Raw genomic sequence first — 22,830 nt, 5'->3', positions numbered from 1 at the left:
GCAGCGATGCGGGACGGGTGAACGGCGGATCGTGACCAGCGCGGTTCCCTACTGGCGCCTGTCCAGCTTCTATTTCTTCTATTTCAGCCTGCTCGGCGCCACGGCGCCGTTCCTCGCCCTGTATTTCCATCACCTGGGCTTCCCCAGCCCGCGCATCGGCGAGCTGGTGGCGATTCCCATGCTGATGCGTTGCGTCGCGCCCAACCTGTGGGGCTGGCTGGGCGACCGCAGCGGCCAGCGCCTGGCCATCGTGCGCTTCGGCGCGGTATGCACGGCGCTGGGCTTCTCGCTGATCTTCGTCAGCCACAGCTACGCCTGGCTGGCCTTGGTGATGGCGTTGCACGCGTTCTTCTGGCACGCCGTGCTGCCGCAGTTCGAGGTCATCACCCTGGCCCACCTGCGCGAGCGCAGCGCCAGCTACAGCCGGATTCGCCTGTGGGGCTCGATCGGTTTCATCTGCACCGTGGTCGGTCTCGGCGCGCTGTTCGAGCGCCTGAGCCTGGATGTCTACCCGGCGACGCTGCTGGGTATCATGCTCGGCATCGTGCTGTGCAGCTGGTGGGTGCCCAATGCCCAGCCGGCCCATCGCGAACCGCGCGAAGGCGAGGGCGGCTTCCTCGCCCAGTTGCGCCAGCCGGGCGTGCTGGCGTTCTACCTGTGCGTGTGCCTGATGCAGCTGTCCCATGGGCCGTACTACACCTTCCTGACCCTGCACCTGGAATCGCTGGGCTACAGCCGGGCGCTGATCGGTCTGCTCTGGGCGCTGGGGGTGGTCGCCGAGGTCATGTTGTTCCTCGCCATGCCACGCCTGCTGCAACGTTTCAGCCTGCGCCAGGTGCTGGCCGCGAGCTTCCTGCTGGCGTCGCTGCGCTGGCTGCTTCTCGGCAACCTGGCCGACAGCCTGGCGCTGCTGGTCTTTGCCCAGACGCTGCATGCCGCCACCTTCGGCAGTTTTCATGCGGCTGCCATCCATTTCGTGCAGCGTAGCTTCGGCCCGCGCCAGCAGGGCCAGGGCCAGGCCCTGTATGCTGCGCTGGCCGGTACCGGCGGAGCCCTGGGCGCGCTGTATTCCGGCTATAGCTGGAACAGCCTGGGCCCTGCCTGGACCTTCGCCATCGCCAGCCTGGCAGCCTTGCTGGCAGCCGCTATCATCAGTACCCGTTTGCAAGAGGTGCGGGCATGAACGACAACCGTGAACAGCTGACCCAGCAGATCATCGACGCCGGCCGGTTCCTCTACGGCCGCGGCTGGTCGCCGGCAACCAGCAGCAACTACTCCGCGCGCCTGGACGAACAGCGCGCGCTGCTCACCGTCTCGGGCAAGCACAAGGGCCAGTTGGGCTTCGACGACGTGCTGGCCACCGACCTGGCCGGCAACAGCCTGGAACCGGGCAAGAAACCCTCGGCGGAGACCCTCCTGCACACCCAGTTGTATGCCTGGAACCAGGCGATCGGCGCGGTGCTGCATACCCACTCGGTGAATGCCACCGTGCTTTCCCGCCTGGTCCGCGGCGACCGCCTGGTGCTGCAGGACTACGAACTGCAGAAGGCCTTCGCCGGGGTCACCACCCACGAAGGCCAGGTCGAGGTGCCGATCTTCGACAACGACCAGGACATCGCCCGCCTGGCCAGCCGCGTGCAGCCCTGGCTGGAGGCGCATCCGCACTGCCCGGGGTATTTGATCCGCGGCCACGGGCTGTACACTTGGGGCGCGCGCATGAGCGATGCCCTGCGTCAGGTGGAAGCTTTCGAGTTTCTGTTCGAGTGTGAACTGAAAGTACTGAGTCTGAGCCGATGAGCAGCCTTACCGTCTATCACGAGAACCAGCCGGAGCAGCCGCTGAAGCTGCTGACCCATGCCGAGGACATCGCTTCGACCCTGGCCGAGGTCGGCGTCCGTTTCGAACGCTGGGAAGCCGCCGCGCCGATCGCCGCCGGCGCCAGCCAGGACGAGGTGATCGCCGCCTACGCCCACGAGATCGAGCGGCTCAAGCGCGAGCGCGGCTACATCACCGTGGACGTGGTCAGCCTGAACAGCGACCACCCGCAGAAGGCCGAATTGCGCGCCAAGTTCCTCGACGAGCACCGCCATGGCGAAGACGAGGTGCGCTTCTTCGTCGCCGGGCGCGGCCTGTTCGTCCTGCATATCGAGGAGCATGTCTACGCCGTGCTCTGCGAGCGCAACGACCTGATCTCGGTGCCGGCCGGCACCCGCCACTGGTTCGACATGGGCGAGCACCCGCATTTCGTCGCCGTGCGCCTGTTCAACAACCCGGAGGGCTGGGTCGCCCAGTTCACCGGCGACGACATCGCCAGCCGCTTCCCCCTGCTGGAAGACTGAGCGAGGCACCGTCCCATCCGTCACCATCCGCGCCCCCGGTCCTGCCGGGGGCGGTTTCATCCGGAGTCCGCATGACCATCAAAGCCATCCTCACCGACATCGAAGGCACCACCAGCGCGGTCAGCTTCGTTTTCGACGTGCTGTTTCCCTATGCCGCCCGGCACCTGCCGGACTTCGTCCGCGAACACGCCGGAGAGACCGAGGTAGCCGCACAGTTGGCGGCGGTGCGTGCCGAGAGCGGTGAGGCGGACGCCGATGTCGAGCGGGTGATCGCGATCCTCCTGCAATGGATCGCCGAGGACCGCAAGGCGACGCCGCTGAAGGCCCTGCAAGGCATGGTCTGGGCCCAGGGCTACCGCGACGGTCAGTTGAAGGGCCACGTCTACCCGGACGCGGTGCAGGCGCTGCGCGAGTGGAAGGCCCGTGGGCTGGACCTGTACGTCTATTCCTCCGGCTCGATCCAGGCGCAGAAGCTGATCTTCGGCTGTTCCGAGGCCGGCGACCTGGGCTCGCTGTTTTCCGGCTACTTCGACACTACCAGCGGGCCGAAGCGGGAAAGCGCCTCCTATGCGCGGATCGCCGGGGCCATCGGCCTGCCGGCCGCGGAAATCCTTTTCCTTTCCGACGTGGTGCAGGAACTGGATGCCGCGCGCGACGCGGGCATGCGCACGCTCGGCCTGGCCCGCGAAGGCGGCAGCCTAGACGGCCATCCGACGGTGGCCAGCTTCGCCGACATCCTCGTGGAGTGAACGCGCCGGCTATCCTGAGGGAACACTCTTGCTCGGGAGCATCGCGCCATGGGTTCCACCCTCAGCGGGCTGATCAGCCTGGTCATCCTGGCCCTGGATATCTGGGCCATCGTCAACATCCTGAAAAGCGCTGCGGAAACCGGGATGAAGATCATCTGGGTCCTGGTGATCATCGTCCTGCCGGTGCTCGGCCTGATCATCTGGGCCATCGCCGGCCCGCGCGGCAACGTCAGGCTGTAGCCTCCCGCCGCGGCGTTAGCCGCCTGCGGCGTAGTGGTTCCACAGGTGGATCGCGGCGTAGGCGCGCCAAGGCCGCCAGGCCTCGGCGCGGGCCTTCAGGCTGCGCGCATCGATGCCTTGCGGTCCCCAGACCGTGGATTTCAGCAGGCCGAGGTCGGCGGCGGGGAAGGCGTCGGCTTCGCCCATGGCACGCAGGGCTATGTATTCGGCGGTCCAGGGGCCGATGCCGGGCAACGCGCAGAGGCGCTCCACCAGGGCCTCGGGGCCGTCCGCCAGGTCCAGGCTCAGCTCTCCCGAGGCGATCGCCGCGGCGAAGCGTTGCAGCGTCTGTACCCGCTTGCCGGGCATGCCGATGCCGTCGAGGTTGGCTTGCGCCAGCGCGGCGGGCGTCGGGAACAGGTGGCTGATGCCGTCGTAGCCGAGATCTTCCAGCGGCTCGCCGAGGCGCTGGATCAGGCGCCCGGTGATGGTCACCGCGGCCTTCACCGTGACCTGCTGGCCGACGATGGCGCGCACCGCCTGTTCGAAGGGATCGAAGGCCACCGGCAGGCGCAGTCCCGGATTGGCGGCCACCAGCGGGCCGAGCAGGGGATCCCCGGCGAAATGCCGGGCGATGGCGGCCGGGTCGCTGTCCAGGTCGAACATCCGGCGGACCCGTGCCTCGAGTTCGGCGGCCAGGGCATGGGCGGACGGGCTGAGGCTCAGCGCCAGGACCTGGCGTTCCGCCAGCGGTCGCACCTCGAACCAGGCCGGGCGGCCGTTGGCCCGGAAGCTGCGGGCATAGTGGTCGTCACCCAGGCTTTCGACACCGGCGAGCAGGCGCAGGGCGAAATGCTGGTGGAACTGGCGCCATTCCCAGGGTGACTGGTAGGGCAGGTGCAGGACGAGGGGAGAGGTAGGCTGGCTCATGGGCAGACGATACCTGTCCGGCGCAGCCGGCGCCATCCGCCGGCGGGGTTCGACCTGTCATTGCCGCCAGCGTAGAATGCGCGCCTTTCTTCGCGGCGCGGGCAAGTCCCGCTGCCAGATTGCAGCCTTACCAGGGAGATCCCGGCCCATGAGCGATTATCAGGAAACTCTGTACCAGGGCTACGGCCAGCGCTTCAGCATCGACAACATGCTGCATGAGGTGCGCACCGAGCACCAGCACCTGGTGATTTTCGAAAACGCCCGGATGGGCCGGGTGATGGCGCTCGATGGAGTGATCCAGACCACCGAGGCCGACGAGTTCATCTACCACGAGATGCTCACCCACGTGCCGATCCTCGCCCACGGCGCGGCCCGGCGCGTGCTGATCATCGGCGGCGGCGACGGTGGCATGCTGCGCGAGGTGGCCAAGCACAAGAGCGTCGAGCGGATCACCATGGTCGAGATCGACGGCACCGTGGTCGACATGTGCAAGGAGTTCCTGCCCAACCACTCCCAGGGCGCCTTCGACGACCCGCGGCTGAACCTGGTGATCGACGACGGCATGCGCTTCGTGGCTACCACGGAAGAACGCTTCGACGTGATCATCTCCGACTCCACCGACCCGATCGGCCCTGGCGAGGTGCTGTTCTCCGAGAACTTCTACCAGGCCTGCCGGCGCTGCCTGAACGAGGGTGGCATCCTGGTCACCCAGAACGGCACGCCATTCATGCAACTGGAGGAAGTGCGCACCACCGCCGCACGTACCGACGGGCTGTTCGCCGACTGGCATTTCTACCAGGCGGCGGTGCCGACCTATATCGGCGGCGCCATGACCTTCGCCTGGGGTTCGACCCGCGAAGGCCTGCGTCGCCTTCCGCTGGAAACGCTGCGCCAGCGCTTCCGCGACAGCGGCATCGCCACCCGCTACTACAACGCCGATATCCACCTGGGCGCGTTTGCTCTGCCGCAGTACGTGCTGCAGGCCATCGGCAAGCAGGACAACGACTGACGCTTCACCAAGAAGGGCCGCAAGGCCCTTTTTCATGCGTCGCTCCGACATCCCCTGTTACTGCCAGCTAACATTTTTTTCACAATCGATCCGGGAAAATCTGCGCGCTTTTTTCCGTTGCCATGGCTATAAATGGCAGTTTTGTCCTTGAGTGCATCGAATGCTGACCAAACGATTGCGCCAGAGCGGCGTAGTAGTCTCCTGCCTGCTCGGTAGCGTCCTCTTCATCGCCCTGGCCTTCCTCGGCTGGCAGCGTTTCGCCCCGGCAGCCACCGTATCCGGCTGGACCTACCGGGTAGTGCTCGAGGACATTCCCCACGTCAGCGCCCTGGCCCGCGACCCGGACGGCCTGCTCTACGTGAGCCAGGAGTTGCAGGACGGCAAGGGCCTGGTGTTCCGCATCGCCGCCGATGGCAGCCGCGATACGGTGCTCGACGGGCTGTCCAAGCCCGACGGCATGGCCAGCTTCCGCGACGGCATCGCGATCAGCCAGGAGCAGGGCGCCTCGCCGGTGTTCTGGTGGCATGCCCAGCAGGCCCGGCCGCTGTTCGACGGCATCCAGGTGGAGGGCGTCGCCAGCGACGGCCGCTACCTGTACGCCGCCGAGGATCGCGACCTGGACGGGCGGATTCTCCGCTACGACCCGGAGACCGGCGGACTGACGGTACTGCGCGAGGGATTGCAGCGCTCCGAAGGGGTGGCCGCCTGCCCGGACGGAAGCGTCTTCTACACGGAAAAGAAACGTGGCCACGTCATGCGTCTGCATGAGGGGGCCGAGGACGAGGTGGTGCTGAACGGACTGAATGCACCGAGCTTTTTGCTGTGCGACAGCGAAGGCCTGTGGATCACCGAGGACTCGACGCATAACGCGCGAGCCTTGCTGCTGCCGCCCGACGGGCCGCTGCAGGTGATCGTACGGCGCCTGCGTTCCGCACAGTCCCTACTGCCCATCGGGCCCGGCCGCTACCTGCTGGCCGAGCAGGGGCGGGACCGCATTCTCGAAATCGAACGACAGAAGAGCGAATTGTAAACATGGACCAAACGGAAGTCCGAACCACCCAATCGCCCCCACGGCTGTTCCAGCCCACCATCCGCAGCCACCTGGCGTTCACCGCGCTCAGCGCGCTGGTGCTGCTGGTCATGTTCAGCCTGCTGCGCCTGGCCTTGCTGATCTACAACCGCGAACTGATCGGCGCGACCCCGGCGAGCACCTTCCTCGAGGCGTTCGGCAACGGCGTGCGTTTCGACCTGCGGGTCGTCGTCTATGCCGTGGCGCCGCTGGTGCTGTCGTTGTTCGCGGTACGCGCGATGGCCGCTCGCGGCCTGTTCCGTACATGGTTGACGCTGTTCGCCAGCATCACCCTGTTCCTCGGCGTACTCGAACTGGACTTCTACCGCGAGTTCCACCAGCGCCTGAACAGCCTGGTCTTCCAGTACATGTCGGAAGACCCGAAGACCGTCATGAGCATGCTCTGGTACGGCTTCCCGGTGGTCCGCTACCTGCTGGCCTGGGCCTTCGCCACCTGGGTGCTGTACCGGGTGTTCAAGGCCATCGACCTGGCGACCCGCCCGAGCCAGCGCAAGCCGCGCGAAGACAGCGTGATCGCCCGGCCGAGCGCTGCCGCGCCCTGGTACGTGCGCGGCGTGGTGCTGTTCCTCTGCGTGCTGGTCTGCGTCCTCGCCGCCCGCGGCACCCTGCGCCAGGGCCCGCCGCTGCGCTGGGGCGATGCCTTCACCACCGAATCCATGTTCGCCAACCAACTGGGCCTGAACGGCACCCTGACCCTGGTCAAGGCGGCCAAGGAGCGCTTCTCCGAAGACCGCGCGAACATCTGGAAGGCCACCCTGGACGACAAGGTCGCCCTGGAGACCACCCGGCAGATGTTGCTGACCCCCAACGACAAGCTGGTGGACGCCGATGAGGCCGCGGTGCGCCGCGAGTTCACCCCGCCGGCGGCGAATGCCCTGCCGATCCGCAACGTGGTGGTGGTCCTGCTGGAAAGCTTCGCCGGCCACTATGTCGGCGCCCTGGGCGCGCCGGGCAACATCACGCCGTATTTCGACAAGCTGTCGAAGGAAGGCCTGCTGTTCACCCAGTTCTTCTCCAACGGCACCCATACCCACCAGGGCATGTTCGCCACCATGGCCTGCTTCCCCAACCTGCCGGGCTTCGAATACCTGATGCAAACCCCGGAGGGCGGCCACAAGTTCTCCGGCCTGCCGCAGTTGCTCAGCGCCCGCCAGTACGAGGACGTCTACGTCTACAACGGTGATTTCGCCTGGGACAACCAGTCCGGCTTCTTCAGCAACCAGGGCATGACCACCTTCATCGGCCGCAACGACTATGTCGACCCGGTGTTCTCCGATCCGACCTGGGGCGTCTCCGACCAGGACATGTTCGCCCGTGGCAACGAGGAACTGGACAAGCTGGCGAGCACCGGCAAGCCGTTCTATGCGCTGTTGCAGAGCCTCTCCAACCACGTGCCCTATGCGTTGCCGAAGGACCTGCCGGTGGAGCGCGTGACCGGCTACGGTTCGCTCGACGAGCACCTGACCGCCATGCGCTATTCCGACTGGGCGCTGGGCCAGTTCTTCGAGAAGGCGAAGAAGTCGCCGTACTACAAGGACACCCTTTTCGTGGTGGTCGGCGACCATGGCTTCGGCAGCCCCGAGCAGCTCACCGAGATGGACCTGCACCGCTTCAACGTGCCGCTGCTGCTGATCGCCCCCGGCATCCAGGAGAAGTTCGGTACCCACCTGCCGACCGTCGGTACCCAGGTCGACATCGTGCCGACCATCATGGGCCTGCTCGGCGGCGAGACCGTCCACCAGTGCTGGGGCCGCGACCTGCTGAACCTGCCGGAAGGCGACAAGGGCTTCGGCGTGATCAAGCCGTCGGGCAGCGAGCAGAACGTCGCCATCGTCTCCGGCAACCGCATCCTGGTGCGGCCGAAGGACGGTGACGTGCGCGTCTACGATTACCAACTGGGCGGCGATGCCAAGGCGGTGATCACCAAGGAAGTGCCGGACCAGGCCGAGCTGCAGAAGAAGCTGGAGTCGTTCATCCAGACCGCGACCAAGAGCCTGCTGGAGAATACCGCGGGCGTGGTACACGGGATCCCGGACAAGGACTGACCCGTAGCAAGCATGTGAAAGGGGCCTTCGGGCCCCTTTTTTTCGGCGCCAGGTCGCAGCGTCTTGCGTCGCCGGTGCCGCGGCGGCCGCCCTGCCCGATAGCGATCAGGGCGTATCCGTCTGCTGGCTTTCCAGCCAGCGCAGGACTTCGGCGGTGGCCTGGATCAGGTCCGCCGGTATGTACTGGTCGACATTGCCGTCGCGCAGCAGCGCCCGTGCCAGCGGAATTCGTTGCAGCACCGGGATTCCTTCTTCCTCGGCGATGCGCCGGACCCGCAGGGCCAGGGCGTCGGTGTGCTTCAGGGTGACCAGCGGCAGGGGCGTTTCGCCGCGTCGATAGCGTATGCCGATGGCGACGTGGGTCGGGTTGGCGACGATCACCGAGGAGCGCCGGACATCCGCGCGCAGGTTGCTCGATTGCAGTTCCTGATGGAATTGCCGGCGCTTGCTCTTGATCTCCGGACTGCCCTCCATCTCCTTGTACTCGCGCTTCACCTCGTCCTTGCTCATGCGCAACTGCTTGTAGTGCTGGTGGCGTTCGAAGGCGTAGTCGGCGACGGCAATCGCCAGGAAGCCGACCGCGCAGACCAGCATCAGTTGCCTGAGCATCAGCCCGCTCACCGGTGCCACGCAGTCCAGCCCGCAGGCGGGAATCCGCAGGAGGCTGGCCAGGTTGCCCTGCAAGGTCAACCAGACCAGCAGGGAGAGCAGGGCGACCTTCAGGGTCGACTTGAGGAACTCCACCAGGCTCCGGATCGAGAAGATCTTCTTCGCGCCCTCCACCGGGTTGATCTTCTTCAGGTCCGGTTTGACGCTGTCGAGGCTGAGCAGGAAACCGTACTGGCCGACATGGCTGAGCACCACCACCAGCGCCGCGACCAGCAGGACCGGCGCCAGCAGGTAGAGGAGCTCCTGGAGAAGGTTCTCCAGGATGGTCTCCAGCGCCTGGCGAAACGGCAGGTCGATGTACTCGGCGGGCAGCAGGAGCAGCTTGCCGAGATGCTCCAGGTAGTAGTCGGAAAAGCCCATCAGCAGCGCCACCAGCGACAGGATCAACGCGCTGGAGACAATTTCCTTGCTCTTCACCACCTGGCCTTGCCGGCGGGCGTCGCGCAGCTTCTTCGCCGTGGGCTGCTCGGTCTTCTCGGCGCTCATGGCGTCTCCAGCACGGGACGCAGCAGGCGCAGCGGGTCGACGGCGAGCAGCAGGGCATCGTAGGCGTGCTCCATGAGGATGCCCAGGTAGAGCACCAGCAGCAGGCTGGCCACCAGGCTCTTGATCGGCATGGCGAGGATGAACACGTTCAGCGACGGGGCGAAGCGGCTGACCAGCGCCAGGCCGAACTCGGCGAGGAACATGGCGATCAGCAGCGGCGCGGCGAACAGCGCGCAGAGCATCAGCATCTGCGAGAACTGCGCGTAGAAGAATGCCACCCATTGGCTGCCGAGCTGCGGGAAGAAACTGCTCACCGGCCAACTGGCATAGCTCCTGAACAGCGAGCCGACCAGCGCGAGGAAGGCGCCGCCGGAGAAGAACAGGGTGATCAGCGTCTGCGTCAGCAACAGCCCGGTGGGGCTGGTCTGGCTGCCCAGGCTGGGGTTGAAGGTCGAGGCGAGTGCCGCGCCACGCTGGTTGTCGATGATGAAGCCGGTCGCTTCCATGGCCCAGAAGGGAATGGTGGCGACGAAGCCGATGAGCAGGCCGAGCAGCACTTCCTTGCCGATCAGCAGGGCGATGTCCAGCGCGTCGAGGGCCGGCGGCAGGCTGCCGGCGACGATCGGGTAGGCGAACAGCGCCAGCGAGCAGGCCACGCCGTTGCGCACCAGGCCGCCGCCCAGGGTTTGCTTGGCCAGCACCGGCAGGACCACGAAGCAACTGATGATCCGCGGCAGCAGCAGGCTGTAGGTCAGCAGCAGTTGCTGCAGGTCCTGGACGCTCATCGCACCAGCGGCACCTTCAGCAGGGTCATTTCGGCGAAACGGTACAGCTCGCCGCCCAGCCAGCCGCTGGTGGCGAACAGTACCACCACCACGGCCACCAGCTTGGCGACGAAGCCGAGGGTCTGCTCCTGGATCTGGGTGAGCGCCTGGACCAGCGATACCAGGGTGCCGATCAGGGCCGCGACCAGTACCGGCGGCAGCGACAGGACCAGCACCAGCCACAGGGTCTGGTTGGTGAAGTGGAGGATGTCGGCGCTGCTCATGGTCAGCCTCCGTAGCTGATGACCAGGCCGTGGGTCAGCCGCGCCCAGCCGTCGAGGAGGACGAACAGGAGCAGCTTGAACGGCAGGGAAATGGTCATCGGCGACACCATCATCATGCCCATCGCCAGGAGGATGTTGGAAATGATCAGGTCGATGGCGATGAAGGGCAGGTAGATCAGGAAGCCGATCTCGAAGGCACGGGTCAGTTCGCTGACGGTGAAGGCCGGCAGCAGGATCAGCAGGCTGTCCGGGTCGAGCCGCTCGGCGTATTCGCTGGGCCAGACCTGGCGGGTGCTTTCCATGAAGAAGGTGTGTTCGCGCTCCTGGATCTGCCGCTTGAGGAAGTTCCGGTAGGGCGCCATGCCCTCGTCGAGAAAGCGTTCCACCGATGCCGAGTCGCTCAGGCTGACGTCGTGGTTGCGCAGGTAGTCGCGGGTGGCGAAGCCGACCGGTGCCATCACGTACAGGCTGAGGATGATCGCCAGCCCGTACATCGCCATGTTCGGCGGAATCTGCTGGACGCCCAGGGCGTTGCGCAGCAGCGAGAAGACCACGGTCATCTTGATGAAGGAGGTCGCCATCACCGCGATGAACGGGACCAGCGCGAGCAGGGCCAGACCGAGGATCAGGCCGAGCTCGTCGGGCAACTGGATCATGCTTCGTCGTGTCCGAACAGGCGGGTTACGCGCACCCCGAGCCGATCCTGGAGCCTGACCAGTTCGCCGATACCGAGGCAGCGCTGGTTGGCGAGGATGCGCACTTCGCCGTCCAGGGCACTGTCGAGATCGAGCAGCGAGCCTGGCTGCAGGGTGGAGAGGGTATGCAGGTCCAGGGTGCGGCGGCCGACCTCGAAGCTGACCGGGATCGGCAGTTGGTCGAGTTCGTGCAGGTCCTCGCCGTCGGCGAGGGAGTGGGTGTCGTGCATGTCGAGCAGTTCCAGTTGCGTGGAGTGGAGTTGGCAGCGCGCCCAGGGGCGTCCTTCGAGAACCCCCAGCAGCGCTGCGTCGGGGCGATGACCGGCAGGCAGCAGCAACAGGTCGCCGGGCTCCAGGGTGCGCAGCTCGCCGGCGTCCAGCGGCAGGCCGGGCCATTGCAGCGACAGGCGCAGCGGTATGGCCAGGCGTTGCGCCGAGGGGCGCGGCGGCAGGCGTGCCAGCAGCGTCGCGGGATCGCCGTCGAGCCAGAGCGCCAGGCGCTGGTCGTCGCGTTCCAGGCTCAGGCGCAGGCCCATCGCAGCGCGTGGTTGCGCCGGGCTCAGGCCGTACCAGACCAGGCCGGGAAAGACGTTGCCTTCGCGCTCCAGCAAGGCCAGTTGCAGGGCCGCCGGCAGGCTGGCGAAGGCTGCCTCCTGCAGGTTCGGCGCGAGCCAGTGGGCCAGTGCCGGAGCCTGGCAGAGAAAGCGCAGGGGCAGGCCGTCCCACGCCAGGCTCAGTTCGAGATCGACGTCGGGGGCGGCCTGGGCGATGTCCAGGCGCGCTTGCAAAGCGTTGCCGACATAGTGGCGACGGCAACGCGCGAGACGTCGCTGGAGATCCAGTTCGGCGCGGCTGGCGAGCGGCAGGTCGAGGTCCGTACCGTTCATTCGGCTTGCCACTCTTCATGCAGGTAGCGACGTTGCCGCGAGCGCTGGCCGCTGTCCTGCTGCTGGTTGAAGGTGAGTTGCACCGGTTGTTCCGGATGCAGCCGTTGCAGGCGTTCGAGCAACTCGCCACGGGCTTGCTGGAGAAACGCCAGGCTGCCGGGGCTGGCACTGATCTCGACCTGCAACTGGCCATGGCCATGCAGGACCTGCACCTCCACGGCGCCGAGCTGGGGCAGTCGCACCTGCAGGCGCGCCGCATGGCTTTCGGCTGCGCTGGCGACCTGGATGCGCCCCTGCACGGCATCGAGCAGGCGCACGAGATCGGCCAGCGGCAGTGGCCGGCTCCCGCTCGATGCCAGCAGGCGTGCCAGCAGGCGGTCGCCGGGGGTTTGCATGGCAGGCAGTGGCACAGGCGCTTGGTCGTCGGGGGGCAGTGCGGATGGATCGGTTTCTCCGGGTTGCCGACGCTCCTCTCCGCGGCCTTCGCCGCCCGCTGTCGGCGCGGGCGGCGAAGCCTGGACACTGGCCTGCGCCGTGGACGCGACCTCGGCTGCGGTTTTCGCCGGGAAGCCGGGGCCGGGCTGTGGCCGCTCATGCGTCCGACCTGCGATTTGCGGGTGGGAGGACACCGGCACCAGCGGCGGTTCGTCGACCGGAGGCGCCGAAACGCTGGCCGGCTCCCGGCCTTGCGTGGACGCCGCGACGCGCGCGGTGACTGCCGGCGCTTGCCGTGCTACCGATCCGGACGGCGACACTGTTGGCGTTGGCGTTGGCGTTGGCGTTGGCGTTGCGTCCGCGGCAACTGGCATGGGATCCTGCCGAGTGGTCGGCGGCCGGTCGGCGGCAGGCGCCGCGGGCTGGTCGGCGAGAGGCGTCGAGGTCGGCGCGTCGGCTGTCGCGGCGGCCTCCGTCGTTTCGTCGCCCTTGTCGAACGGTGGCCTGGGCGCCGGCGGTCGGTGCGCGGGCAGGGCCTGTTCGAAGGCGATCTGCTGCGCGCGCAGCGGCGGAAGGGGGGCAAGGGTGTCGGACGACACGAGCGGAGCCGTATCCACGGCGTTCAGCTTGAGCATGGCCAGGTCTCGTGGCGGGTGAATTCTTCCAGTTCGCCTTCCTCGCTGCGTTCGCGCAGCCCCTGGCGCTCGGCGTCGACGTGGCGCTCCAGTTCGGCGAACTTCTCCAGTTGCCGCTGGCGTTCCAGCAGCTCTCGCCGGCACTGCCGCAGGCGCTCGCGCTCCCCTTCGAGGCGCTGCGCGGCCTCGGCGCAGTCCTGTTCCAGGCCGGCTTCCTTTTCCCGCAGCAGCCCTACCTGCTGCTGCCAGGCTTCCAGGCGCCGGCGGTCGAGCATGGCCGCCTGGCAGGCGAGAAACAGCCGTTGCTCTTCGGCCAGTCGCCAGTCGCGGTAGTCCCGTTGCGCCGCCTGGCGCTCGGTGTGTTCCTGCGCCGCGGCGCGAACCCGTAGCAATTGGCGGCCCTGGGCGCGCTCGGCCCGGTCCAGGCGCAGGCGTCGGACGCGCAACAGCAGCGCCAGGCTCATGCGCAGAGGCTCCGCAACTGCGCGCAGGCCTGTGCGTAATCGCTGGTTTCGTGGGTACCCTGGCGCAGCCACTGGCGGATCGCCGCGATCTTCTCGATGGCCCGGTCGGCTTCACTGTCCTGGCCTTTCTGGTATTCGCCGATCTTCAGCAGCAACTCGACTTCCTCGTACTTCGCTAGCCATTCGCGCAAGCGTCCGGCCGCATGGCGCTGATCGTCGTCGACGATCTGGTTCATGACCCGGCTCACCGAGTGCAGCACGTCGATGGCCGGATAGTGGTTGGCGGCGGCCAGCTTGCGCGACAGCACGATGTGCCCGTCGAGAATCGAGCGGGTCTCGTCGGCCACCGGCTCGCTCATGTCGTCGCCTTCCACCAGTACGGTGTAGAGCGCGGTGATCGAGCCCCGCTCGGATTGCCCGGCACGCTCCATCAGGCGTGGCAGCGCGGCGAACACCGAGGGCGGGTAGCCGCGGCGGGTGGGCGGTTCACCGGCCGCCAGGCCGATTTCGCGCTGGGCCCTGGCGAAGCGGGTCAGCGAGTCCATCAGCAGCAGGACGCGGCGACCCTGATCGCGGAAATACTCGGCGATGCTGGTGGCGACGAAACCGGCCTTGGCGCGTTCCATCGCCGGTCGGTCGGAGGTGGCGACCACCAGCACCGAGCGGCGCAGCCCCTGTTCGCCGAGGTCGCTTTCGATGAACTCGCGGACTTCGCGACCGCGTTCGCCGACCAGGGCGAGTACCGTCACATCCACCTCGGCATTGCGCACCAGGCTGGCCAGCAGGGTGCTCTTGCCGCCGCCGGCGGCAGCGAAAATGCCCATGCGCTGGCCTTCGCCGCAGGTCAGCAGGCCGTCGATGGCGCGCACACCCAGCGATAGCGGCCGCTCTATCAGGCGCCGGCTCATCGGCGGCGGGGCATCCCGGTAGACCGGATACCAGGCCGCCGGCTCGGCCGGCGGGCTGCCGTCGAAGGGGCGGCCGAGGCCGTCGAGCACCTGCCCGAGCAGGTGCTCGCCGACCGCCACGCGATGCATGCCGCCGGTAGGGCTGACTTCGGTGTTGGAGGAAACCCCGAGCATCTCGCCGAGCGGGGTGAGCAGCGCCTGGTGCTGCTGGAAGCCGATGACCTCGGCGAGCAGCGCCAGGCTCTGGTCGGGATTGCGCAACTGGCAGAGTTCGCCGATGCGCACGCCGGGCACCACGGCCTTGAGCAGGGTTCCGGTGACCTGGGTGACCCGCCCGCGGATCTGGATCGGCCGGCAGCCTTCGATGGCGTGGCGCATCCGGACGATGAGAGGAGAGAGAGGCGCGGGCATGGCGGGTCGGTTCGGCTGGAGTCGGCGCGCACTATAGAGAAAGCCTCGCGCGACGAATTTCAGTGCCAGCCGGGAGTTTTTAGAAATCGGTTGCCGCCGCGGCTAAAAAAAACCGGCCGATATTGGCATCGGCGGCACTGGACCGGTTCCTATACTGCGCCGCCTTTGCAGACCAGGAACCACAGCCACGATGGACATCCTCCAGAGTTCCTCCGCCGCGCCCCTCGCGCCGCGGGAAGCGGCCAACGCCCCCGCGCAGCAGGCCGGCGGCAGCTTCCAGGGCGAGCGCGTCCACTACGTCTCCGTTTCGCAGTCGCTGGCCGATGCCGCGGAAGAGCTGACCTTCGCCTTTTCCGAGCGCGCCGAGAAATCCCTGGCCAAGCGCCGCCTGAGCGACGCCCATGCGCGCCTGAGCGAAGTCCAGGCCATGCTGCAGGAGTACTGGAAGCGCATTCCGGACCTGGAAAGCCAGCAGAAGCTCGAGGCGCTGATCGCCCACCTGGGCAGCGGTCAACTGAGCAGCCTGGCGCAGCTCAGCGCTTACCTGGAGGGCTTCTCCAGCGAGATCAGCCAGCGCTTCCTGGCGCTGTCGCGGGCGCGCGACGTCCTGGCCGGGCGGCCGGAGGCGCGGGCGATGCTGGCGCTGGTCGACCAGGCGTTGCTGCGGATGGCCGACGAGCAGGGCCTGGAGATCGAACTCGGCCTGCGCATCGAGCCGCTGGCCGCCGAGGCTTCCGCCGCCGGTGTCGGCGATATCCAGGCGCTGCGCGATACCTACCGTGACGCAGTACTCGACTACCGGGGCCTGTCGGCGGCCTGGCAGGACATCCAGGCGCGCTTCGCCGCGACGCCGCTGGAGCGGGTCGTGGCCTTCCTGCAGAAAGCCCTGAGCGCCGACCTGGACAGTCAGTCGAGCCGGCTCGATCCGGTGAAGCTGGAGCGGGTCATGAGCGACATGCACAAGCTGCGCGTGCTCGGCGGCCTGGCGGAGCAGGTGGGGGCGCTCTGGCAGGTGCTGGTGACGGGGGAGCGGGGCCATGGCATACGGGCCTTCTGAATTGACCGGCGCAGTCATCGCCTTGCTCGAGAAGCGCTGGGTCGGCGTCGCCGAGGTGCAGGCGTTGCTCGAGCCGTTGCCGCTGGCCGACGTCGCCCGGCAGATCCATTTCTTCCGCGAACTGAAGCGTCTCTACCGCCTGTTGCCGGTCGAAGTGTTCGGCGACGACGAGCAGCGCCAGAATCTTTTGAATGCCTGCCAGATGGCACTCGACCTGGCGATCGAGCGCGAAGAGGAGCAGCAGCATGGACTGGGTTGAGCTGGCCGTCGCGCAGTTCTGCCAGGACCTGCGGGTGAGCGTACCGGCGCCGTTGGCGCGCGTGGTGCAACTGGATTTCGAGGACAGCGGCACCTTGCAGCTGGAACGCCATGGCGAACAGTTGTCGCTCTGGCTGGCCTGTGACCTGGCCTGGCACCAGGCCTATCGCGGCACCCTGCGGGCGTTGCGCCTGTGCCATGCGCGCGCGGCCGGGAGCCTGCCGCTGCGTTGCGCCTGGAGCGGCGAATCGCGCCTGCTGCTGTGCATCACCCTGGAAGCCCGGCAGGTCGGCATGCCGACGCTGCACCAGGCCTTGCAGGCGCTGCGCTCGGCGCGCAGCGAAGTGCTCGCCGCATGAGCCGGGTCGGTGCCTGGCACATCGGCATCGAACGGCTCGACCTGGCGCATGCCGAGCCGTTCGCACCGCCCCTGCCGGAGCGCCATCTGCTGGCGCCCGACGGCCGGCCGGTGGAGACCCACGTCGCCAGCCTGTATCCCGCGCAGCAGGCGCAACAGCGCCTGTTCGACTACGCCCGGCCACAGCTGGAGTTGCACGGCCTGCTGCGCCCCGGCGACTTCCGCCGGGCGCTGCGCGATCTCCGCCTGGCCCTCACGCTGCCCCGCCAGCCGGCCCTGCAGGCCGCGGCCTGCCTGCTCGGCGAGCGCGATGAAGACGAGCGACTGCTGCAAATGGCCCTGAACCTGTTGCACAAGGTATGAATCGATGACGTTGAAACCGACGCAACAGCGCCTGTTGCTGATGCTGGGCTGGTTGCACCTGCAATGCGGCCAGCCGCGACGCGCCCAGGTGTTGCTGGAGGCCTTGCTGAGCGTTGCGCCGGAGCGCCGCGACGGGCGCCGTGCCTTGCTCCTGGCGTTGCTCCAGCAAGGCCTCGGCGAGCCCGCCGTGCGCCTGTGCCGGCAGTTGCAGGAGGATGGCGAGGAGGAGCCCGGTCTGTGGCGTTGCCTGAGCCGTGCCGAACAGCTCGCCGGGCGTCTCGACGCGGCGCGTGCCGCGCACGCCCGGGCGCTGGAGCTGGAGGCGCGGGAATGAACGACCTGAGCGGGCTTCTCGGCCGGGTCGGCGAGCGCAAGGACATCCTGCTGGTGGTGTTGCTGCTGGCGGTGGTGTTCATGATGGTGCTGCCGCTGCCACCGCTGCTGCTGGACATCCTCATCGCCGTCAACATCACCATCTCCGTGGTCCTGCTGATGATGTCGGTGTACATCGGCTCGCCGTTGCAGTTCTCGGTGTTCCCGGCGGTGCTGCTGATCACCACGCTGTTCCGCCTGGCGCTGTCGGTGAGCACCACACGGATGATCCTGCTGCAGGCCGACGCGGGGCAGATCGTCAACACCTTCGGCAGCTTCGTGGTCGGCGGCAACCTGGTGGTGGGCATCATCATCTTCCTGATCATCACCATCGTGCAGTTCCTGGTGATCACCAAGGGTGCCGAGCGGGTCGCCGAGGTCAGCGCGCGCTTTTCCCTGGATGCCATGCCGGGCAAGCAGATGAGCATCGACGGCGACATGCGTGCTGGCGTGATCGATGTCAACGAGGCGCGGGCGCGGCGCGCGGTGATCGAAAAGGAAAGCCAGATGTTCGGCTCCATGGACGGCGCGATGAAGTTCGTCAAGGGCGACGCCATCGCCGGGCTGATCATCATCGTCGTCAACATCCTCGGCGGCATCGCCATCGGCGTCACGCAGAAGGGCCTGAGCACCGCCGACGCGCTGCAACTGTACGCGGTGCTGACCGTCGGCGATGGCATGGTCTCGCAGGTGCCGGCGTTGCTGATCGCCATCACCGCCGGGATCATCGTCACCCGGGTGTCTTCCGACGAATCGGCGGACCTCGGCAGCGACATCGGCGAACAGGTGGTGGCGCAGCCCAAGGCGCTGCTGATCGGCGGCCTGTTGCTGGTGCTGTTCGGCCTGATTCCCGGTTTCCCGACCCTGACCTTCCTGGCTCTCGCGCTGCTGGTCGGCGGCGGCGGCTACTTCATGCTCTGGCGCCAGCGGGCCCAGGCCAGCGCCGGTTCCCGCGACCTGCCGGCGCTGCTCGCGCAGGGCGCCGGAGCGCCATCGGCCAAGGCGCGTGGCAAGGCTGGCGGCGGCAAGCCGAAGGCCGGGCGTCTCGCCGAGCAGGAAGAATTCGCCCTCACCGTGCCGTTGCTGATCGACGTCGATGCCAGCCTCCAGGAACGTCTCGAGGCGATGTCGCTGAACGAGGAGCTGGTGCGGGTACGACGCGCGCTGTACCTGGATTTCGGCGTGCCGTTCCCGGGTATCCACTTGCGCTTCAACGAAGCGATGGGCGATGGCGAATACCTGGTGCAGCTACAGGAGGTCCCGGTCGCGCGCGGATGCCTGCGGCCGGGCTGGTTGCTGGTGCGCGAACGCGCCGCGCAGCTGGAACTGCTCGCGGTCCCCCACGAGCCGGCAGAGCTGCAGGTGCCGGGAGAAGAGGCGAGCTGGGTGGAGCAGGCGCATCAGGATCGCCTGGAGCGTTCCGGCTGTGCCTGCCTGGGCCTGGAGCAGGTGCTCACCTGGCACCTGTCCCATGTGCTGCGGGAGTACGCCGAGGATTTCATCGGCATCCAGGAGACGCGCTACCTGCTGGAGCAGATGGAGCAGGGTTACGGCGAGCTGGTGAAGGAGGCGCAGCGGATCGTTCCCCTGCAGCGGATGACCGAGATTCTCCAGCGCCTGGTCGGCGAGGACATCTCGATCCGCAACATGCGGGCGATCCTCGAGGCGATGGTGGAGTGGGGGCAGAAGGAGAAGGACGTGGTGCAGCTCACCGAGTACATCCGCAGCAGCCTCAAGCGCTACATCTGCTACAAGTACTCCAGCGGCAACAATATCCTTCCCGCCTATCTGCTGGACCAGGCGGTGGAGGAGCAGATCCGCGGTGGCATCCGCCAGACCAGCGCCGGCAGCTACCTGGCCCTCGACCCGGCGATAACCCAGGCCTTCCTCGAGCGCGTGCGGCAGACCGTCGGCGATCTCGCGCAGATGCAGAACCGGCCGGTGCTGATCGTTTCCATGGATATCCGCCGCTACGTGCGCAAGCTGGTGGAGAGCGACTATGCCGGGCTGCCGGTGCTGTCCTACCAGGAGCTGACCCAGCAGATCAACATCCAGCCGCTTGGCAGGATCGTGTTGTGAGCGCCGATCCGCTGATTCCCTGGTTTCTCGCCCGCGGCCTGGCGGTGCGTCCGCATTGCCTGCGCGACACCTCGATCGCGCTCGGCTGGCAGGTCCTGGCCCATGGCTGCGAACTGGCCTGGCGCTGCGACGGCGAGCGGGTCTGGATCGTGATGTTGCGTCGGCGGCAGGCGCGCAGCGGATTGGCCAATCCATTCGCCGCGCTGTACCTGCTGGCGGAGGCCACGCTCGATACGCTGGGGCCGCGCCAGCGTCTCTACGGCAAGGTCCTGGCGCTGGCCGGCAGCCCACTGCCTGGCGAGCGCATGGCGCGCTTCTATCGCCGCTGGACCGGCGCCGCCGAGCCCGCCGACGGCTGGTTCGAGCTGGAGGCCGGGCGGGTGGTGACGCAGCGAAGCCTGCGAAAACGACAAAAACCCGACCGTGCCTGACAGGCTCCGGCAACGTCGATCCCTACCATGGGCGACATGAACGAATACACCGAAGACACCCTGCGGGCGACCGTCCAGGCCGCCGAACTGGCGATTCGCGACAGCGAGGAACGCGGCCGCCTGCTGGCGGAAATGTGGCAAGGCCTGGGGCTTGCCGCGGACGCCGGCGAGCTGCTGTTCCAGGCGCCGGAGCGAGAGCTGGCGCGAGCCGCCGAAGAGGAGCTGCTGGCCGAACTGCGGCGCATGCGCAGTTCCCAGCCGACGCAGGGCGAGCAGGGTACCCGGCCGCGGCGTCCGACGCCGATGCGTGGCTTGTTGATCTGAGGAATCACGATGGAAGTCAGAAACCTTAATGCCGCTCGCGAGCTGTTCCTGGACGAGCTCCTGGCCGCGTCGGCGGCGCCTGCCAGTGCCGAGCAGGAGGAACTGCTGGCCCTGTTGCGCAGCGAGCGGATCGTGCTGGCCCACGCCGGCCAGCCGCTGAGCGAGGCGCAAGTGCTCAAGGCGCTCGCCTGGTTGCTCGCGGCCAATCCGTCCGCGCCTCCGGGGCAGGGCCTCGAGGTACTCCGCGAAGTCCTGCAGGCACGTCGGCAGCCCGGTGCGCAGTGGGATCTGCGCGAGTTCCTGGTGTCGGCCTATTTCAGCCTGCACGGGCGTCTCGACGAGGATGTCATCGGTGTCTACAAGGATGTCCTGCAGACCCAGGACGGCAAGCGCAAGGCGCTGCTCGACGAGCTCAAGGCGCTGACCGCGGAGTTGAAGGTCTACAGCGTGATCCAGTCGCAGATCAACGCCGCGCTGTCGGCCAAGCAGGGCATCAGGATCGACGCTGGCGGTATCGATCTGGTCGACCCCACGCTCTATGGCTATGCCGTCGGCGATCCCAGGTGGAAGGACAGCCCCGAGTATGCGCTGCTGAGCAATCTGGATACCTTCAGCGGCAAGCTGTCGATCAAGGATTTTCTCAGCGGCTCGCCGAAGCAGAGCGGGGAACTCAAGGGCCTCAGGGATGAGTACCCCTTCGAGAAGGACAACAACCCGGTCGGCAATTTCGCCACCACGGTGAGCGACCGCTCGCGTCCGCTGAACGACAAGGTCAACGAGAAGACCACCCTGCTCAACGACACCAGCTCCCGCTACAACTCGGCGGTCGAGGCGCTCAACCGCTTCATCCAGAAATACGACAGCGTCCTGCGCGACATTCTCAGCGCGATCTAGAGGTATCCATGAACCAGCAAGCGACCCCTTCCGACACCGACCAGCAACAGGCGCTGGAGGCCTTCCTGCGCGACGGCGGCACCCTGGCGATGCTTCGCGGACTCAGCGAGGACACCCTGGAGCAGCTCTATGCGCTGGGCTTCAACCAGTACCAGGCGGGCAAGTGGGACGACGCGCAGAAGATCTTCCAGGCACTGTGCATGCTCGACCACTACGACGCCCGCTACTTTCTCGGTCTGGGCGCCTGCCGCCAGTCCCTCGGTCTCTATGAGCAGGCCCTGCAGAGCTACAGCTACGGCGCGCTGATGGACATCAACGAGCCGCGCTTTCCCTTCCATGCCGCCGAGTGCCACCTGCAACTGGGTGATCTCGACGGAGCCGAGAGTGGCTTCTACTCGGCCCGGGCCCTGGCCGCGGCACAGCCGGCGCACGAGGCCCTGGCCGCGCGTGCCGGCGCCATGTTGGAAGCCGTAACCGCGAGAAAGGATCGAGCATATGAATCCGATAACGCTTGAACGCGCCGGACTGCCCTACGGGGTGGCCGACGCCGGGGATATCCCGGCGCTCGGCAGGCCGGTCGCGAGGGATGTCGAGAGTCTGCGGGTGGAGCGCCTGGCGGCGCCGGCTGCGGCTTCCGCGAGCGGCACGGGGGTGGCGCTGACGCCGCCGTCCGCAGCCAGCCAGCAGCGCCTGGAGGTCGCCAATCGTGCGGAGATCGCCAGCCTGGTGCAAGCAGTGGGCGAGGATGTCGGACTGGCGCGGCAGGTTGTGCTGGCCGGCGCTTCGACGCTGTTGTCCGCCGGCCTGATGTCGCCGCAGGCGTTCGAGATCGAGCTGGCGAAAATCACCGGCGAAGTCGAGAACCAGCAGAAGAAACTCAAGCTGACCGAAATCGAGCAGGCGCGAAAGCAGAACCTGCAGAAGATGGAGGACAACCAGCAGAAGATCAGGGAATCGGAAGAAGCCGCGAAAGAAGCCCAGAAGTCCGGTCTGGCAGCCAAAATCTTTGGTTGGATCAGTGCAATAGCTTCGATCATCGTCGGCGCAATCATGGTGGCAACCGGCGTCGGCGCGGCCGCGGGTGCACTGATGATCGCGGGCGGTGTCATGGGAGTGGTCTCCCAGTCGGTACAGCAGGCAGCCGCGGACGGATTGATCAGCAAGGAAGTGATGGAAAAGCTCGGCCCGGCACTGATGGGTATCGAGATCGCCGTCGCGCTGCTGGCGGCGGTGGTCAGCTTCGGCGGCTCAGCGGTCGGCGGGCTGGCCAGACTGGGCGCGAAGATCGGCGGCAAGGCGGCCGAGATGACCGCCAGCCTGGCGAGCAAGGTCGCCGACCTGGGCGGCAAGTTCGGCAGTTTGGCCGGCCAATCGCTGTCGCACTCGCTGAAACTCGGCGTGCAGGTTTCCGACCTGACCCTGGACGTCGCCAACGGCGCGGCCCAGGCCACTCATTCGGGATTCCAGGCGAAGGCCGCGAACCGCCAGGCCGACGTGCAGGAATCGCGTGCCGACCTGACCACCCTGCAGGGCGTGATCGAGCGCCTGAAGGAAGAGCTGAGCCGCATGCTGGAAGCATTCCAGGAAATCATGGAGCGGATCTTCGCCATGCTCCAGGCCAAGGGTGAAACCCTGCACAACCTGTCCAGCCGACCGGCAGCGATCTGAGGAGACG

28 protein-coding genes are annotated in these 22,830 nt (G+C 67.2%); 19 read left to right on the top strand and 9 right to left on the bottom strand.

The window, feature by feature from the left end:
- The first annotated feature begins 31 nt into the window (after positions 1-31).
- The 5 genes from HMPREF3014_RS08630 to HMPREF3014_RS08610 all read left to right on the top strand — a co-directional run bounded on the left by HMPREF3014_RS08630 (position 32) and on the right by HMPREF3014_RS08610 (position 3,328).
- Complete coding sequence (locus tag HMPREF3014_RS08630) at positions 32-1,183, top strand: MFS transporter (RefSeq protein WP_003087654.1); 1,152 nt, start codon at positions 32-34, stop codon at positions 1,181-1,183.
- Positions 1,180-1,797, top strand: a complete 618-nt coding sequence (locus HMPREF3014_RS08625) for a methylthioribulose 1-phosphate dehydratase (RefSeq protein ID WP_023087589.1) — start codon at positions 1,180-1,182, stop codon at positions 1,795-1,797. Before HMPREF3014_RS08630 ends, HMPREF3014_RS08625 begins: the two co-directional genes overlap by 4 nt.
- Positions 1,794-2,339, top strand: coding sequence for a 1,2-dihydroxy-3-keto-5-methylthiopentene dioxygenase (locus tag HMPREF3014_RS08620; protein WP_003087656.1), 546 nt, complete (start codon positions 1,794-1,796; stop codon positions 2,337-2,339). The genes HMPREF3014_RS08625 and HMPREF3014_RS08620 overlap by 4 nt, the downstream gene beginning before the upstream one ends.
- Before the next feature lie 71 nt (positions 2,340-2,410).
- Positions 2,411-3,088 carry an acireductone synthase gene (mtnC, locus tag HMPREF3014_RS08615; RefSeq protein WP_003103183.1) on the top strand — a complete coding sequence of 226 codons (678 nt, stop codon included), beginning with the start codon at positions 2,411-2,413 and terminating at the stop codon, positions 3,086-3,088.
- 48 nt (positions 3,089-3,136) lie between these two features.
- Positions 3,137-3,328: a PLDc N-terminal domain-containing protein gene (locus tag HMPREF3014_RS08610; RefSeq protein ID WP_003103184.1), complete on the top strand. Its 192-nt coding sequence runs from the start codon at positions 3,137-3,139 to the stop codon at positions 3,326-3,328.
- Between the two features lie 15 nt (positions 3,329-3,343).
- Here the strand turns inward: HMPREF3014_RS08610 and HMPREF3014_RS08605 are convergent, their stop codons facing one another.
- Positions 3,344-4,237: a DNA-3-methyladenine glycosylase family protein gene (locus HMPREF3014_RS08605; RefSeq protein WP_003449989.1), complete on the bottom strand. Its 894-nt coding sequence runs from the start codon at positions 4,235-4,237 to the stop codon at positions 3,344-3,346.
- A gap of 148 nt (positions 4,238-4,385) precedes the next feature.
- Here HMPREF3014_RS08605 and speE point away from each other — a divergent pair, with 148 nt between their 5' ends.
- The 3 genes from speE (at position 4,386) to HMPREF3014_RS08590 (ending at position 8,381) form a co-directional block, all read left to right on the top strand.
- Positions 4,386-5,246, top strand: coding sequence for a polyamine aminopropyltransferase (speE, locus tag HMPREF3014_RS08600; protein WP_003103196.1), 861 nt, complete (start codon positions 4,386-4,388; stop codon positions 5,244-5,246).
- 160 nt (positions 5,247-5,406) lie between these two features.
- Positions 5,407-6,276: an NHL repeat-containing protein gene (locus HMPREF3014_RS08595; RefSeq protein ID WP_003087664.1), complete on the top strand. Its 870-nt coding sequence runs from the start codon at positions 5,407-5,409 to the stop codon at positions 6,274-6,276.
- 2 nt (positions 6,277-6,278) lie between these two features.
- Entirely contained in the window at positions 6,279-8,381 is a 2,103-nt protein-coding gene (locus tag HMPREF3014_RS08590) for an LTA synthase family protein (RefSeq protein WP_004342847.1), read from the top strand.
- Between the two features lie 105 nt (positions 8,382-8,486).
- Here HMPREF3014_RS08590 and pscU read toward each other — a convergent pair whose 3' ends face one another.
- From pscU to pscN, 8 genes are read right to left on the bottom strand one after another with little or no spacing between them, the layout of a single operon-like run.
- Positions 8,487-9,536: a SctU family type III secretion system export apparatus subunit PscU gene (gene pscU / locus HMPREF3014_RS08585; protein ID WP_003103203.1), complete on the bottom strand. Its 1,050-nt coding sequence runs from the start codon at positions 9,534-9,536 to the stop codon at positions 8,487-8,489.
- Positions 9,533-10,321: a SctT family type III secretion system export apparatus subunit PscT gene (gene pscT / locus HMPREF3014_RS08580; protein WP_003103206.1), complete on the bottom strand. Its 789-nt coding sequence runs from the start codon at positions 10,319-10,321 to the stop codon at positions 9,533-9,535. Before pscT ends, pscU begins: the two co-directional genes overlap by 4 nt.
- Positions 10,318-10,584, bottom strand: a complete 267-nt coding sequence (gene pscS / locus HMPREF3014_RS08575; RefSeq protein ID WP_003087672.1) for a SctS family type III secretion system export apparatus subunit PscS — start codon at positions 10,582-10,584, stop codon at positions 10,318-10,320. Before pscS ends, pscT begins: the two co-directional genes overlap by 4 nt.
- 2 nt (positions 10,585-10,586) lie before the next feature.
- Complete coding sequence (pscR, locus tag HMPREF3014_RS08570; protein ID WP_003087674.1) at positions 10,587-11,240, bottom strand: SctR family type III secretion system export apparatus subunit PscR; 654 nt, start codon at positions 11,238-11,240, stop codon at positions 10,587-10,589.
- Positions 11,237-12,166 (bottom strand): SctQ family type III secretion system cytoplasmic ring protein PscQ, encoded by a 930-nt coding sequence (pscQ, locus tag HMPREF3014_RS08565; RefSeq protein WP_003450006.1) that lies wholly within the window; start codon positions 12,164-12,166, stop codon positions 11,237-11,239. The genes pscR and pscQ overlap by 4 nt, the downstream gene beginning before the upstream one ends.
- A complete protein-coding gene (gene pscP / locus HMPREF3014_RS33230) occupies positions 12,163-13,236 on the bottom strand; it encodes a type III secretion system needle length determinant PscP (RefSeq protein WP_083327197.1) in 1,074 nt (357 codons plus the stop codon). Before pscP ends, pscQ begins: the two co-directional genes overlap by 4 nt.
- Positions 13,224-13,700 (bottom strand): type III secretion system central stalk protein PscO, encoded by a 477-nt coding sequence (pscO, locus tag HMPREF3014_RS08555; RefSeq protein ID WP_003087688.1) that lies wholly within the window; start codon positions 13,698-13,700, stop codon positions 13,224-13,226. The genes pscP and pscO overlap by 13 nt, the downstream gene beginning before the upstream one ends.
- Positions 13,697-15,019, bottom strand: a complete 1,323-nt coding sequence (pscN, locus tag HMPREF3014_RS08550; RefSeq protein WP_003122866.1) for a SctN family type III secretion system ATPase PscN — start codon at positions 15,017-15,019, stop codon at positions 13,697-13,699. Before pscN ends, pscO begins: the two co-directional genes overlap by 4 nt.
- A gap of 190 nt (positions 15,020-15,209) precedes the next feature.
- Between pscN and popN the strand changes: the two genes are divergently transcribed.
- From popN to popB, 11 genes are read left to right on the top strand one after another with little or no spacing between them, the layout of a single operon-like run.
- On the top strand, positions 15,210-16,076 hold the full coding sequence (gene popN, locus HMPREF3014_RS08545; RefSeq protein WP_003087692.1) for a SctW family type III secretion system gatekeeper subunit PopN: 867 nt from the start codon (positions 15,210-15,212) through the stop codon (positions 16,074-16,076).
- Positions 16,057-16,335, top strand: coding sequence for an Acr1 family type III secretion system gatekeeper subunit Pcr1 (pcr1, locus tag HMPREF3014_RS08540; RefSeq protein ID WP_003087693.1), 279 nt, complete (start codon positions 16,057-16,059; stop codon positions 16,333-16,335). The genes popN and pcr1 overlap by 20 nt, the downstream gene beginning before the upstream one ends.
- Positions 16,322-16,693 (top strand): type III secretion chaperone SycN, encoded by a 372-nt coding sequence (gene sycN / locus HMPREF3014_RS08535; protein ID WP_003113546.1) that lies wholly within the window; start codon positions 16,322-16,324, stop codon positions 16,691-16,693. The genes pcr1 and sycN overlap by 14 nt, the downstream gene beginning before the upstream one ends.
- The gene (gene pscX, locus HMPREF3014_RS08530; protein ID WP_023085089.1) at positions 16,690-17,055 is read left to right on the top strand and encodes a type III secretion system protein PscX; all 366 of its coding nucleotides are present in this window, start codon (positions 16,690-16,692) and stop codon (positions 17,053-17,055) included. Before sycN ends, pscX begins: the two co-directional genes overlap by 4 nt.
- A gap of 4 nt (positions 17,056-17,059) precedes the next feature.
- On the top strand, positions 17,060-17,389 hold the full coding sequence (gene pscY / locus HMPREF3014_RS08525) for a type III secretion system chaperone PscY (RefSeq protein ID WP_003113547.1): 330 nt from the start codon (positions 17,060-17,062) through the stop codon (positions 17,387-17,389).
- Positions 17,386-19,506: a SctV family type III secretion system export apparatus subunit PcrD gene (gene pcrD, locus HMPREF3014_RS08520; protein ID WP_003100792.1), complete on the top strand. Its 2,121-nt coding sequence runs from the start codon at positions 17,386-17,388 to the stop codon at positions 19,504-19,506. The genes pscY and pcrD overlap by 4 nt, the downstream gene beginning before the upstream one ends.
- A complete protein-coding gene (gene pcrR, locus HMPREF3014_RS08515) occupies positions 19,503-19,937 on the top strand; it encodes an LcrR family type III secretion system chaperone PcrR (protein WP_003100791.1) in 435 nt (144 codons plus the stop codon). Before pcrD ends, pcrR begins: the two co-directional genes overlap by 4 nt.
- Before the next feature lie 27 nt (positions 19,938-19,964).
- Entirely contained in the window at positions 19,965-20,261 is a 297-nt protein-coding gene (gene pcrG, locus HMPREF3014_RS08510) for an LcrG family type III secretion system chaperone PcrG (RefSeq protein WP_003100790.1), read from the top strand.
- Between the two features lie 9 nt (positions 20,262-20,270).
- Entirely contained in the window at positions 20,271-21,155 is an 885-nt protein-coding gene (gene pcrV / locus HMPREF3014_RS08505) for a type III secretion system needle tip protein PcrV (protein WP_003120338.1), read from the top strand.
- An 8-nt stretch (positions 21,156-21,163) separates the two neighbouring features.
- The gene (gene pcrH / locus HMPREF3014_RS08500; RefSeq protein WP_003100779.1) at positions 21,164-21,670 is read left to right on the top strand and encodes a SycD/LcrH family type III secretion system chaperone PcrH; all 507 of its coding nucleotides are present in this window, start codon (positions 21,164-21,166) and stop codon (positions 21,668-21,670) included.
- Positions 21,651-22,823 carry a type III secretion system translocon subunit PopB gene (gene popB, locus HMPREF3014_RS08495; protein WP_004342870.1) on the top strand — a complete coding sequence of 391 codons (1,173 nt, stop codon included), beginning with the start codon at positions 21,651-21,653 and terminating at the stop codon, positions 22,821-22,823. Before pcrH ends, popB begins: the two co-directional genes overlap by 20 nt.
- Positions 22,824-22,830: the final 7 nt, after the last annotated feature.

Origin of the sequence: Pseudomonas sp. HMSC065H01, assembly GCF_001815235.1 — a bacterium.
Classification (GTDB): Bacteria; Pseudomonadota; Gammaproteobacteria; order Pseudomonadales; family Pseudomonadaceae; genus Pseudomonas; species Pseudomonas aeruginosa.
The sequence above is the reverse complement of the archived record's forward strand: the minus strand, read 5'-3'. Positions and strand labels throughout refer to the sequence as shown.

Excerpts from the sequence above, each read along its gene's own strand:
- sycN (WP_003113546.1), top strand. The coding sequence starts at position 16,322 with ATGGACTGGGTTGAGCTGGCCGTCGCGCAGTTCTGCCAGGACCTGCGG.
- pscR (WP_003087674.1), bottom strand. The coding sequence starts at position 11,240 with ATGATCCAGTTGCCCGACGAGCTCGGCCTGATCCTCGGTCTGGCCCTG.
- pscS (WP_003087672.1), bottom strand. The coding sequence starts at position 10,584 with ATGAGCAGCGCCGACATCCTCCACTTCACCAACCAGACCCTGTGGCTG.
- speE (WP_003103196.1), top strand. The coding sequence starts at position 4,386 with ATGAGCGATTATCAGGAAACTCTGTACCAGGGCTACGGCCAGCGCTTC.
- pcrV (WP_003120338.1), top strand. The coding sequence starts at position 20,271 with ATGGAAGTCAGAAACCTTAATGCCGCTCGCGAGCTGTTCCTGGACGAG.
- pcrH (WP_003100779.1), top strand. The coding sequence starts at position 21,164 with ATGAACCAGCAAGCGACCCCTTCCGACACCGACCAGCAACAGGCGCTG.
- pscN (WP_003122866.1), bottom strand. The coding sequence starts at position 15,019 with ATGCCCGCGCCTCTCTCTCCTCTCATCGTCCGGATGCGCCACGCCATC.
- HMPREF3014_RS08620 (WP_003087656.1), top strand. The coding sequence starts at position 1,794 with ATGAGCAGCCTTACCGTCTATCACGAGAACCAGCCGGAGCAGCCGCTG.
- pscX (WP_023085089.1), top strand. The coding sequence starts at position 16,690 with ATGAGCCGGGTCGGTGCCTGGCACATCGGCATCGAACGGCTCGACCTG.
- HMPREF3014_RS08605 (WP_003449989.1), bottom strand. The coding sequence starts at position 4,237 with ATGAGCCAGCCTACCTCTCCCCTCGTCCTGCACCTGCCCTACCAGTCA.
- pscU (WP_003103203.1), bottom strand. The coding sequence starts at position 9,536 with ATGAGCGCCGAGAAGACCGAGCAGCCCACGGCGAAGAAGCTGCGCGAC.
- pscQ (WP_003450006.1), bottom strand. The coding sequence starts at position 12,166 with ATGAACGGTACGGACCTCGACCTGCCGCTCGCCAGCCGCGCCGAACTG.
- pcrG (WP_003100790.1), top strand. The coding sequence starts at position 19,965 with ATGGGCGACATGAACGAATACACCGAAGACACCCTGCGGGCGACCGTC.
- popB (WP_004342870.1), top strand. The coding sequence starts at position 21,651 with ATGAATCCGATAACGCTTGAACGCGCCGGACTGCCCTACGGGGTGGCC.
- pcrD (WP_003100792.1), top strand. The coding sequence starts at position 17,386 with ATGAACGACCTGAGCGGGCTTCTCGGCCGGGTCGGCGAGCGCAAGGAC.
- HMPREF3014_RS08610 (WP_003103184.1), top strand. The coding sequence starts at position 3,137 with ATGGGTTCCACCCTCAGCGGGCTGATCAGCCTGGTCATCCTGGCCCTG.
- HMPREF3014_RS08590 (WP_004342847.1), top strand. The coding sequence starts at position 6,279 with ATGGACCAAACGGAAGTCCGAACCACCCAATCGCCCCCACGGCTGTTC.
- pscT (WP_003103206.1), bottom strand. The coding sequence starts at position 10,321 with ATGAGCGTCCAGGACCTGCAGCAACTGCTGCTGACCTACAGCCTGCTG.
- HMPREF3014_RS08595 (WP_003087664.1), top strand. The coding sequence starts at position 5,407 with ATGCTGACCAAACGATTGCGCCAGAGCGGCGTAGTAGTCTCCTGCCTG.
- pcr1 (WP_003087693.1), top strand. The coding sequence starts at position 16,057 with ATGGCATACGGGCCTTCTGAATTGACCGGCGCAGTCATCGCCTTGCTC.
- popN (WP_003087692.1), top strand. The coding sequence starts at position 15,210 with ATGGACATCCTCCAGAGTTCCTCCGCCGCGCCCCTCGCGCCGCGGGAA.
- HMPREF3014_RS08625 (WP_023087589.1), top strand. The coding sequence starts at position 1,180 with ATGAACGACAACCGTGAACAGCTGACCCAGCAGATCATCGACGCCGGC.
- mtnC (WP_003103183.1), top strand. The coding sequence starts at position 2,411 with ATGACCATCAAAGCCATCCTCACCGACATCGAAGGCACCACCAGCGCG.
- pscO (WP_003087688.1), bottom strand. The coding sequence starts at position 13,700 with ATGAGCCTGGCGCTGCTGTTGCGCGTCCGACGCCTGCGCCTGGACCGG.
- pscY (WP_003113547.1), top strand. The coding sequence starts at position 17,060 with ATGACGTTGAAACCGACGCAACAGCGCCTGTTGCTGATGCTGGGCTGG.
- pscP (WP_083327197.1), bottom strand. The coding sequence starts at position 13,236 with ATGCTCAAGCTGAACGCCGTGGATACGGCTCCGCTCGTGTCGTCCGAC.